Here is an 11,637-nt window from a genome sequence, read left to right as displayed (position 1 = left end):
CCCACATCGCAGCCTGAGACCCGTCAGGAGCCGCGGTGAGCACCAGACCAAACTCCACCACCTTGACGGACGTGATCCCCACCAGACATTTTGGGCGCGTGACTCGAGCGCTCGTTGGTCGCGAAAGCGGCGCGGCGCTCGCTCGACATCCCAGCCATCCGCGGTGCCGTCAGGATGGCGCGCGGCGCCGGGATGGCGCAGGACGGACAGGGCTGCGCCAGCGCCGACTCCGCCATGGGCCGGACCTCGGAAAAGCTGCAGCAGCCGGCACAAAGGTAGTCGTAATGGGGCATCGGTGATCCTTGCGCGGCGGGTTGGGGCGGCGGTCCCGCCGCCCCGGTCGTCATTACAGGTCGGGGGACAGCGGCATGGTGATGCCGGGCGTCACCAGCTTCTGCGGGCCGGCCGCCGTCGGGTTGACGTCGAAGTCGAAGATCTCGGTCGGCAGCCACAGCGTGGCGCAGCTGTTCGGGATATCGACCACGCCCGAGATGTGTCCCTGCACGGGCGCGGTACCGAGGATCGAATAGGCCTGGGCGCCCGAGTAGCCGAACTTCTTCATGTATTCGATGGCGTTGAGGCACGCCTGTCGATAGGCCACATTGACGTCGAGGTAATGCTGCTTGCCGCTCTCGTCGACCGAGATCCCCTCGAAGATGAGATAGTCCTTGTAATTGGGCGTCATCGGCGAGGGCTTGAAGATCGGCGTTTTAATGCCGTACTTCGACATGCCGTCCTTGATCACCTCGACCTTGAGATGGACCCAGCCGGCCATCTCGATAGCGCCGCAGAAGGTGATCTCGCCGTCGCCCTGGCTGAAGTGCAGGTCTCCCATCGAGAGCCCGCCGCCGTCGACGTAGACCGGGAAATAAATCTTGGAGCCGCGCGACAGGTCCTTGATGTCGCAGTTGCCGCCGTGTTCGCGCGGCGGCACCGTGCGGGCGCCCTCGGCGGCGGCCTTGGCCTTGGCGTCACCGCCGAGCCGGCCCATGTGGGCGGTCGGGCCGAAGGGCGGGTTGGCCAGCGGCGGAACGCGGGTCGGGTTCGTGCCGATCAGCCCGACCTCGCGCTCGTTCCAGGTGGCGAGCAGCTCCTTGGACGGCAGGCAGCCGATGAGCCCGGGGTGGATCAGCCCGGCGTAGCGCACGTTCGGCACGTGCCGCGACGTCGTGAACATGCCCTTGAAGTCCCAGATGGACTTCTGCGCCTCGGGGAAGTGGTCGGTGAGGAAGCCGCCGCCGTTCTGCTTCGAGAAGAAGCCGTTGAAGCCCCACTCGCTTTCCTTCTTGGCGCCGATGTCGAGCAGGTCGACTACGAGCAGGTCGCCGGGCTCGGCGCCCTTGACCCCGATCGGGCCCGACAGGAAGTGTACGATCGACAGATCGATATCGCGCACGTCGTCGGCGGAGTCGTCGTTCTTAATGAAGCCGCCGGTCCAATCGTAAGTTTCGACGATGAAGTCGTCGCCGGGCTTCACCCAGGCGACCATCGGGATGTCCGGGTGCCAGCGGTTGTGCACGCTCTCGTTGGTATAGGCCGACTGGCTGAGGTCGACCTTGATGAGGGTATCGGCCATCGTGGTTCTCCGGGTGGGGAAAAAGCCGGGGCGGCGCAGCTGCAGCGCCGGCAAGGGGGCGTCACACCGACAGGAAGCGCGACACCGCGGCCTCGTCGACGTCGGCGCGGGCGTCTTCGCGCACGATCTCGCCGTTCTCGATCACGAGCACGCGGTCGGCGATGTCGAGCGCGAAGCTGAGCACCTGCTCGGACACCAGGATCGACAGGCCGCGCTCGTCGCGAATGCGCTTCAGCGTGCGGGCCATGTCGCGGATGATGGAGGGCTGGATCCCCTCTGTGGGCTCGTCGAGGAGCAGCACCTTGGGGCGGCTGACCAGCGCGCGGGCCATGGCGAGCTGCTGTTGCTGGCCCCCCGACAGGTTGCCGCCGCGCCGGCTTTTCATCTCCAGCAGCACGGGGAACAGGTCGTAGATGTCCGAGGGCACCGTACGTTCCTTCGAGGCCGAGAGCCCCGTCTCGATGTTCTCCCTCACCGTCATGGTGGAGAAGATCATGCGGCCCTGCGGCACGTAGGCGATGCCGCGGGCCACGCGCTGGTGGCTCTTCAGCCCCGCGAGCTCCTGGCCCGCCACAGCGACCGAGCCGCGGCTGCTCGGCGCGATGCCGATCAGGGACTTCATGAGCGTGGTCTTGCCCATGCCGTTGCGGCCCATGATGGCCACGATCTCGTTGGGCTTCACCGAGAAGTTCAGCCCGTGCAGCACCTCGCTCTGCCCGTAGGCCACATGTAGGTCGGAAACGTTGAGCATGGGTGTCCTCAATGTCCGAGATAGACTTCGACGACCTTGGGGTTCGCCTTGACGTCGCTCATCGGCCCCTCGGCCAGAATGCGGCCCTGGTGGAGCACCGTGACCTTGCGGGCGATATCCTCGACGAACTTCATGTCGTGCTCGATGACGATGACTGAGCGGTCGCGGATGATGCGGTGGAGTAGCTCCGCGGTCTTCACCCGCTCGGACACGCTCATGCCGGCCACCGGCTCGTCGAGCATCAGCAGGTCGGGGTCCTGGATCAGCAGCATGCCGATCTCCAGCCACTGCTTCTGGCCGTGGCTCAGGAACTCGGCCCGCCGCTCGAGCTGGTCGGCCAGGAAGATCGTTTCGGCGATCTCCTCGACGCGCTCGCGCACCGCGGCGTCGCGCCGGAACGTCAGCGCGCCGAACACCGTGCGGCCGCGCGGATACGAGATCTCCAAGTTCTCGAAGACCGTGAGGTCGTCGTAGATCGACGGCGTCTGGAACTTGCGGCCCACGCCCGCCTGGACGATCTCGTTTTCGCGCAACTTGGTCAGCTCGCGGTTGCGGAACTTGATCGAGCCTGACGTGGCCCGTGTCTTGCCACAGATGAGGTCGAGCACCGTGGTCTTGCCGGCACCGTTGGGGCCGATGATGACGCGGATCTCGCGCTCGTCGACGTAGAAGCTGAGGTCGTCGACGGCCTTGAACCCGTCGAACGACACCGTCAGGGCCTCGACGGCGAGCAGGAAGTCGGTGTTGGAGCCGGTCATCGCGCTCACTCCGCGGCGGTCTGGGGCGGAAGGGTGGCCGGCTGGGTGGCGCCCGACGCGGGGCCCTGGACGGCAGGGGTAGGGCGGCGGCCGAGCAGGCGGTCGAGCGTGGGCTGGGCGTGGCTGTTCCACAGGCCCGCGAGTCCGTCGGGGAACAGCATCACCACGCCGATGTAGAGGGCACCGAGGCCGAACAGCCACAGCTGCGGGAAGGACTCGGAGAGGCTCGTCTTGGCGTAGTTGACGAGCAGCGTGCCCCAGATAGCGCCGAAGATGGAGGTGCGCCCGCCCACCGCCGCGTAGATAACCATTTCGATCGAGGGCACGATGCCGACGAAGGACGGGGACATGAACCCTACCTGCAGGGTGAACATGGCGCCGCCGACTGCGGCGAAGGCGGCCGCGAGGCAGAACACGAAGATCTTGAAGTTGGCGACGTTGTAGCCGGAGAACCGGACCCGGTCCTCCTTGCCGCGCATCGCCACCAGGATGCGGCCGAACTTCGAGCGCTTGACGAACTGCGCCAGCAGGATGCAGCCGATCAGCAGCCCGGCGTTGACGAAATACAGCATCTCCTTGGCGCCGTCCTGCCGGATGTCCCATCCGTGGAGCGTGCGCAGGTCGGTGATGCCGTTGATGCCGCCGGTGTAGCCCTGCTGGCCGACGATCAGGATCGTGGCGATGGCCGCCACCGCTTGGGTGATGATGGCGAAATACACGCCGCCGACGCGACGCTTGAACATGGCGGCGCCGATCACAAAGGCGACCAGCACGGGCACCAGGACCACCGCCAGGAGGGCGAAGGGCAGGGAATGGAACGGCTGCCACATCCACGGCAGCGCCGTGATCTGGTTCCAGTCCATGAAGTCCGGAATGCCGGGCGTCGACTGGATCTTCGTGTTGGCCGCGCTCGACGCTTCGAGCTTCAGGAACATGGCGATGCAATAGCCGCCGAGGCCGAAGAACACGCCCTGTCCAAGGCTGAGGATGCCGCCGAAACCCCAGCACAGCACGAGGCCCAGCGCCACGTAGGCGTAGGTGAGGTACTTGCCGACCAGGTTCAGGCGGAAGGCGTCGAGACACAGCGGGAAGACGACGAGGATCACGGCCGCCACGAGGGCGAAGGCGAGCCACTCCTTCGTGTCGAACAGGGTGGACTCGTCACGTGCGGCCGGAGAGGCAGCGGGGCCGGTCGCGGGAGCCGGTGCGGAAGGCATGGGGCTGTTCTCCAGCTTTTCTCGAGTCTCAGCGCCGGACCTTGAGGGCGAAGAGGCCCTGCGGGCGCAGCATCAGGATAATCACCACGCCGAGCAGCGTGACCACCTGGGCCATGGAGCCGGAGGTGAAGAACTCCAGCGTCGAGCGGGTCTGCGAGATGGTGAAGGCCGAGGCGATGGTGCCGAGCAGGCTTTGGGCGCCGCCGAACACCACCACCAGGAAGGTGTCGACGATGTAGAGCTGGCCCGAGGTGGGGCCCGTCGAGCCGATCATGGTGAAGGCCGAGCCGGCGACGCCAGCAATGCCGCAGCCGATGCCGAAGGTCATGCGGTCGACCTTCTCGGTGTCGATGCCCACCGCGCCCGCCATGGTGCGGTTCTGCACCACGGCGCGGACCTTGCGGCCCCAGCCCGAGCGGTACATTAGCAGGCCCACCGCGGCGGTGATGAGCAGCGTGAGCACCATCACGAAGATGCCGTTGATCGGCACCTCGATCGTGTCGGTGAGGCTGACGGCGCCCATGGTCCATTGCGGCAGCTCGACGCCGACCTCGCGCGCGCCGAAGACCGAGCGGTAGGTCTGCTGCAGGATGAGGCTGAGCCCCCAGGTGGCCAGCAGCGTGTCGAGCGGACGGCGGTAGAGATGGCGGATCAGCGCCCATTCGACCAGCATGCCGAGCGCGCCCGCGGCGATGAAAGCCAGGATCATCGCCACGAAAAAATAGATCGGGAATAGTGCGGGCAGATACAGCGCGAAGAGTTTCGAGGTGAGGAAGGTCGTGTAAGCGCCGAGGATCATGAACTCGCCATGCGCCATGTTAATGACGCCCATCTGGCCGAAGATGATGGCGAGCCCCAGAGCCATCAGCACGAAGACCGAGAACAGTATCAGCCCCGCGAAGCCCTGCATGGCGAAGATCGAGAGCAGTTGGTCGGGCGTGTAGTCGCCGAGCATGGGCGGGCTCCGGGCGCGAGGACGAGGGAAAGCGAGATCCGCTCATCCCGCGAAGGCAGGGATGAGCGGTGGTGGATCCTTTATTGGTATCCCTTGGGGAAGGGGTTCGGCTCCATCAGGTCCGCGGTCTCGTAGACCACATCGTATTGCCCGTCCGGCCGGGCACGGCCGACGCGCGTCTTGGACCACAGGTGGTGGTTCTCGTGGATCCGCACGTAGCCTTCCGGCGCGCCCTTGAACTCGATGCCGGGCGAGGCGGCGGCGATCTTGTCGATGTCGAAGGAGCCCGCCTTTTCGCAGGTGAGCTTCCACAGCCAGGGGCCGAGATAGGCGGCCTGGGTCACGTCGCCGATCACCGCGTCCTTGCCGTATTTCGCCTGGAAGGCCGGCACGAACTTCTCGTTGTTCGGGTTTTTCAGAGACTCAAAATACTTCATGCAGGCGTAGGCGCCCGCGATGTTCTCGCCGCCGATGCCAAGGATTTCGTCCTCGGTGACCGAGATCGTCATCAGCGTCTGCTTCGACAGGTCGATGCCGGCCGCCTTCAGCTGCTTGTAGAAGGCGACGTTGGAGCCGCCGACCACGATGGCATAGATTACGTCGGGCTTGGTCAGCTTGATCTTGTTGATGACCGAGTTGAACTGCGTGTGGCCCAGCGGGAAATATTCCTCGCCGACCACCTTGCCGTGCAGCACGTTCTCGATGTGCTTGCGGGCGATCTTGTTGGAGGTGCGCGGCCAGATGTAGTCGGAGCCGAGCAGGTAGAAGCTTTTGGCCTTCTTCTCGTCCTGCACCCAGTTGAGGCCGGCGAGGATCTGCTGCGTCGCTTCCTGGCCCGTGTAGATGACGTTCTTCGACTGCTCCAGCCCCTCGTAGAACGTGGGGTAGTAGAGCATGCCGTTGTACTGCTCGAAGACCGGCAGCACGGCCTTGCGCGACGCCGACGTCCAGCAGCCGAAAACGGCGGCGCAATGGTCGTCGACTAGGAGCTTGCGGGCCTTCTCGGCGAAAGTCGGCCAGTCGCTCTGCCCGTCTTCCTGAATCGTCAGGATCTTGCGGCCCAGTACGCCTCCCTGGGCATTGATTTGCTCAATGGCGAGCTTTTCAGCCTCGACCGACCCCGTTTCGGAGATCGCCATCGTGCCGGTGACGGAATGGAGGATGCCCACCGTCACGGTGTCGTCCGTCACGGCGAGGCCGGTGGTGTTCACGCCCGAGGTGGGCGAGGTCGCGGCCAGGGCGCGGGAGGCGGCGAGGCCGAGCGTACCTGTTCCCAACGCGCCGGCCGCTGGCACCGCGGCGAGCGCCTGAAGCAGCTTTCGCCGCAGCGGCGAGGATATCGGGTCGTCGTGGTCGCGTGACATGGCGGCTCCGGTGAGGCGGGGGGAGGAGCGCAAGCGCTCCAAGCGCTCCGATGGCCGCCAAAGTGTCGGAGCCGGGCCGGGGTGGCCATACGTAGGATCGCGTATGTTGCACCGCAAAATGACCGGTAAGGTGGGGACGTGTCGCGGGATCGGGACTGGATTTGAGCAGGGCAGCGAAGGCCGGGAACATGGGTGGATCGCAGCGGATCGACCGGGTCAGGCGCCAATACAATCGTTGGGCGGGAGACCAAACGCTCGAGGACTACGCGCTGCGCTTCACCGCCAAGGGCGCGCGGCGCTGGTCGTCGCTCAGGGTCGCCAACACGGCGCTGGGCGCCATCTCGTTCCTGGCGCTGGAAGCCATCGGGGCCGCCATCACGCTGAACTACGGCTTCTCCAACGCGGCGGCTGCTATCCTGGTTGTGTGCGGCCTGATGGCGGCCGGCGGCGTGCCGATCTGCCTTTACGCCGCTCGCGCCGGCGTCGACATCGACCTGCTGACGCGCGGCGCCGGCTTCGGCTACCTCGGCTCAACCGTGACGTCGCTGATCTACGCCTCCTTCACCTTTATCTTCTTCGCCATCGAGGCGGTGATCCTGTCGACCGCGCTGGAACTGTGCTTCGGCGTGCCGCGCCCGGTCGGCTATCTCGTCGGGGCTTTGGCCGTGATCCCGTTGGTGACGCACGGCATCACCTTCATCAGCCGCTTCCAGCTCTGGACGCAGCCGGTGTGGCTGGTGCTGCAGGTGGTGCCCTTCGCGGGCCTGCTGCTGATGGATCCAGGCGCGATTCCCCGCTGGACGGCCTTCGCCGGGCTGCACGGCGACCCGTCCGGCGCCCTGTCGCTGCCGCTGTTCGGCGCCGCCGCCGCTGTGGTCTTCTCGCTCGCCGGGCAGATCGGCGAGCAGGTCGACTTTCTGCGGTTCCTACCGCGCCTGCCGGCCCGCGCGCGCGCCGGCGAGCGGGGCCGCTGGTGGCTTTCCCTGCTCGCAGCCGGACCCGGCTGGGTCGTGCTGGGCGCGGCCAAGCTGCTCGCCGGGTCTTTCCTCGCGGTTTTCGCCCTCGGCCACGGCGTGTCGTTCGCCGAGGCCGGCGACCCGACTCACCTCTACCTTGCCGCCTTCGGCCACGTGCTGCCGGGCCAGAGTCTGGCGCTCGCCGCCACAGGCTTGTTCGTCGTGCTGGCGCAGCTCAAGATCAACGTCACCAACGCTTATGCGGGCTCCATCGCCTGGTCGAACTTCTTTTCCCGGCTCACCCACTCGCACCCCGGGCGGGTGGTTTGGCTGGTGTTCAACGTCGTCATCGCGCTTTTGTTGATGGAACTCGGCGTGTGGAAGACGCTGGAACAGACGCTCGGCCTTTACGCCGATGTCGCAGTGGCCTGGGTGGCGGCGCTGGTGGCCGACCTCGCGGTCAACAAGCCGCTCGGCCTGAGCCCGCGCCACATCGAGTTCAAGCGCGCCCATTCCTACGACGTAAACCCGGTCGGGCTCGGCGCCATGCTGCTCGCCTGCGCTTGCTCGATCCCCGCGACGCTCGGCCTCTACGGCAGCGCCGCCCACGCGCTGGCGCCCTTCCTGTCGCTCGGCGTGAGCTTCGCCTGCGTGCCCGCAATCGCCGCCCTGACGCGCGGCCGTTACTACCTGGCCCGCGCGCCGTGCGAGGGCTGGCGCGACCGCGACGCCATCCTGTGCTGCATCTGCGAGCACCCGTTCGAGCCGGAGGACATGGCGCATTGTCCGGCCTATGCGGGGCCGATCTGCTCGCTCTGCTGCTCGCTGGACGCGCGCTGCCACGACCTTTGCAAGCCCCACGCGACCGCGGGCGCCCAGGCGCGCGCCGTCGCGCGGTCCATCCTGCCCGAGCCGGTCGCGGGGCGGCTCGGCACGCCCTTCATCCGCTACGTTGCCATCTTCGTCCTGGCTTCGGCCGCCATCGGTGCCATCCTGGGGCTCGTGGGGCTGGAAAGCGCCTCTTCGCCCGCGACGGACGCGCCGAGCGTCGGCACCGTCCTGATGCGGGCCTTCTTCGGTCTCGTTCTGGTGGTGGGCGTGGCGGCCTGGCTGTTCGTGCTGTCGGGCCAGAGCCGGCGCGCCGCCGAGGCCGAGATGGAACGGCAGGCGAAGCTGCTGATGGAGGAGATCGAGGCCCACGGCCGCACCGACGCCGCCCTGCAGCGCGCCAAGGAGGCCGCGGAGGCCGCCAACGACGCCAAAAGCCGCTACGTGGTGGGGCTGAGCCACGAGTTGCGCACGCCTCTTAACGCCATCCTGGGCTACACGCAGCTCCTGGAGAACAATCCGGCGGTGGCCGGCCGACCGCGCGACCAGATCCGCGTGGTGGGGCGCTCGGCGCGCCACCTGTCCGGGCTGATCGACGGGCTACTCGACATCGCCAAGATCGAGGGCGGGCGCCTCCACCTCGAGCGCGATCAGGTCCGACTGGCGGAGTTCCTCGATGGATTGGGCGGCATGATCCGCGTCGAGGCGGAGGCCAAGGGCCTCCAGTTCCGGATCGAGCGCCCCGCCGTGCTGCCCGATGCCGTGCACACGGACGAGAAGCGCCTGCGGCAAGTGCTGATCAACCTGTTGTCCAACGCGGTGAAGTTCACGGCCGCGGGCGAAGTCGTGCTGCGGCTCGCCTACCGCAGCCCGATCGCGGAATTCACGGTGGTCGACACGGGGCCGGGCATCGCCGAGCACGACCGCGAGCGCATCTTCGCGCCCTTCGAGCGCGGCGCGCTCGGCCAGTCGCAACCCGGCACCGGCACCGGCCTCGGCCTCACCATCACCAAGCTGCTCACCGGCATCATGGGCGGCGAGGTCACGGTCCAGAGCGAGCCCGGCCGCGGCAGCGCCTTCGCGGTGAAGCTGCTGCTGTCCGAGGTGACGGATCCGCGCCCGGCCGCCGCCCCGGCGCGGCGCATCCGCGGCTATGCCGGGGTCCGCCGAACCCTGATGGTGGTCGACGACGACCCTGTCCACCGCGACCTGATGGTGGAGCTCTTGGAGCCGCTCGGCTTCATCCTGATGAGCGCGCCCGACGGTCCGAGCTGCCTCGCACTGGCGGAACACTGCCGCCCCGACCTTTTCCTGCTCGATGTGTCCATGCCCGGGCTCGACGGCTGGACCCTGGCGGAGCGGCTGCGCCGCTCGGGGCACCGCGACGCCCGCGTGCTGATGCTGTCCGCCAACGCCATCGAGGTGCATCGCAACGCCTCGGCGGAGCCGTTCCACGACGGCTTTCTCCTCAAGCCCGTCGACCTCGACGCAGTGCTCGCCGCCATCGGGCGCCTGCTCGGGCTCGGCTGGATCTTGGAAGAGGCCGACGGGGCCGCCCCGCGTCCGGCGGAGCGGCTCGTCCCCTCGATCACCCTACCGCCGCGCGACATCGCCGACCTCCGGGCGCTGGGCGAGCTCGGCCTCGTGCGCGGCATCGGCTTCAAGCTCGACGAGATCGCGCTCGACGATCCCGGCCGCGGTCCCGCGGTTGCGCGCCTGCGCGGGCTCGCGCAGAGCTGCGACCTGCCCCGCTTCATGGCGGAGCTCGAAGCCTTGGCGGACAGGGCGGGCGCCGTTGAGAAGGCGGACGTCGATGCATGAGCCGAGCCTGCGCGAGATGGTGCTGGTGGTGGACGACGCGGCGGAAACGCTCACGTTGCTCACCGACGCGCTCGACGAGGCGGGCATGACCGCCATGGTGGCGCTTGACGGCACTTCGGCGCTGCGCGTCGCGAAGCGGCTGCCCCCCGACCTGATCCTGCTCGACGCGGTCATGCCGGGCATCGACGGTTTCGAAACCTGCCGCCGGCTAAAGGCCGAACCGAGCCTCGGCGACGTGCCGGTGATCTTCATGACCGGCCTTAGCGAGACCGAGCACATCGTGAGGGGGTTGGAGGCGGGCGGCGTCGACTACGTGACGAAGCCGCTCGCGGTGGAGGAACTCGTGGCACGCATCCGCGTCCACCTCGCCACCGCCCGGACGGCGCGCAGCGCCCGCGCGGCGCTCGACGCCTCGGGCCGGCACCTTATGGCGGTGGACGGGGCGGGGCGGGTCCTGTGGCTGACCCCGCGAGCGCAGGCGCTAGTCTCGGCCGACGGCGCTGCGCGCGTCCTGCCCGAAGATTTGCGCGACTGGCTCGCCACGGCGATCGGACCGCAGGCCGTCGCGGGGCTCGCCGACGGGAGGCGCGATGCCGTGAGCCTGTCGCTGGCCGCGGCCGGACCGGTGACCGTGTGCTGGGTCGGGCGGATCGGTGCCGACGAGTTTCTGCTGCGCCTCATGCCGGAGGAGCCCGACGACCTGCCGCCCGACCTGTTCCAGCCCTACCGCCTGACGGGGCGCGAGTTGCAGGTGCTGGGCTGGATCGCCAAGGGCAAGTCCAACCGCGACGCCGCCGAGATCCTGGGCCTTAGCACCCGCACGGTCGACAAGCACCTGGAGGGAATCTACGCCAAGCTCGGCGTCGAGAACCGCACCGCCGCGGCGGCGCTGGTCCTCACGCTTCTGGGCCGCGCCGCAGGCTGACCTGTGGCTTGGTCGAGCAGAAGAATCTGCGTCTGCTTTTGCTGTTGACGTTTGCTGAAACGGCCGCTCCGCTTCTCATCCCATCCCGCTATCATCGGGTTGAGAGTGATGCTAAGTTAGCCCCAATCCCTCGGGACGAGCAGCAGATGGACCGCTGCGAAGCCGTCCGTGGGCAAGCCACCGCCCGACTCCGTAGCTGCCTTGAGCACGGAGCAGGCCGGCGCGATTTGCTTCCAAACAATGCAGAATGTGCAAAAAATACAGACTTGCCTGCTTGTGAACGTCGCCTAGGCTTCGGGGCAGCGTCATTCAACCTGCGAATCCGATGCCGTCGCGCCCCCGCCGCAGGCAAGACGAACGTAGCGAGGAGACACGCGTCGCGCTCCACCGTGCCACGATCCGTCTGCTGCTAGTGCTCTGAACCAATCGGATGATTCACGACGGGTTTGGGATGTGCGAGTCTGGGGCTCATGTCCCAGACCGTGT

At 67.5% G+C, this 11,637-nt stretch carries 9 protein-coding genes; 2 read left to right on the top strand and 7 right to left on the bottom strand.

All coding sequences use genetic code 11. From position 1 onward, the window contains the following. Positions 1-23: 23 nt before the first annotated feature. The 7 genes from D3273_RS30080 to urtA all read right to left on the bottom strand — a co-directional run bounded on the left by D3273_RS30080 (position 24) and on the right by urtA (position 6,621). Positions 24-293, bottom strand: coding sequence for an FmdB family zinc ribbon protein (locus D3273_RS30080; protein ID WP_165359705.1), 270 nt, complete (start codon positions 291-293; stop codon positions 24-26). A gap of 53 nt (positions 294-346) precedes the next feature. After that, positions 347-1,576, bottom strand: a complete 1,230-nt coding sequence (gene fmdA / locus D3273_RS26005) for a formamidase (protein ID WP_129229869.1) — start codon at positions 1,574-1,576, stop codon at positions 347-349. Positions 1,577-1,637: 61 nt separating this feature from the next. Next, positions 1,638-2,327 (bottom strand): urea ABC transporter ATP-binding subunit UrtE, encoded by a 690-nt coding sequence (gene urtE, locus D3273_RS26000; protein WP_129229868.1) that lies wholly within the window; start codon positions 2,325-2,327, stop codon positions 1,638-1,640. Between the two features lie 8 nt (positions 2,328-2,335). Beyond that, positions 2,336-3,085 (bottom strand): urea ABC transporter ATP-binding protein UrtD, encoded by a 750-nt coding sequence (gene urtD / locus D3273_RS25995; protein WP_129229867.1) that lies wholly within the window; start codon positions 3,083-3,085, stop codon positions 2,336-2,338. Positions 3,086-3,090: 5 nt separating this feature from the next. After that, positions 3,091-4,302: an urea ABC transporter permease subunit UrtC gene (urtC, locus tag D3273_RS25990; RefSeq protein WP_129229866.1), complete on the bottom strand. Its 1,212-nt coding sequence runs from the start codon at positions 4,300-4,302 to the stop codon at positions 3,091-3,093. A 28-nt stretch (positions 4,303-4,330) separates the two neighbouring features. Then, on the bottom strand, positions 4,331-5,257 hold the full coding sequence (gene urtB, locus D3273_RS25985; protein ID WP_129229865.1) for an urea ABC transporter permease subunit UrtB: 927 nt from the start codon (positions 5,255-5,257) through the stop codon (positions 4,331-4,333). Positions 5,258-5,337: 80 nt separating this feature from the next. Continuing rightward, entirely contained in the window at positions 5,338-6,621 is a 1,284-nt protein-coding gene (gene urtA / locus D3273_RS25980) for an urea ABC transporter substrate-binding protein (protein WP_129229864.1), read from the bottom strand. A gap of 188 nt (positions 6,622-6,809) precedes the next feature. Between urtA and D3273_RS25975 the strand changes: the two genes are divergently transcribed. Next, entirely contained in the window at positions 6,810-10,226 is a 3,417-nt protein-coding gene (locus D3273_RS25975; RefSeq protein WP_129229863.1) for a hybrid sensor histidine kinase/response regulator, read from the top strand. Next, on the top strand, positions 10,219-11,151 hold the full coding sequence (locus tag D3273_RS25970) for a response regulator (RefSeq protein WP_129229862.1): 933 nt from the start codon (positions 10,219-10,221) through the stop codon (positions 11,149-11,151). The genes D3273_RS25975 and D3273_RS25970 overlap by 8 nt, the downstream gene beginning before the upstream one ends. Positions 11,152-11,637 lie beyond the last annotated feature (486 nt).

The organism is Lichenibacterium minor, assembly GCF_004137685.1.
GTDB classification, from domain to species: domain Bacteria; phylum Pseudomonadota; class Alphaproteobacteria; order Rhizobiales; family Beijerinckiaceae; genus Lichenihabitans; species Lichenihabitans minor.
The sequence above is the reverse complement of the archived record's forward strand: the minus strand, read 5'-3'. Positions and strand labels throughout refer to the sequence as shown.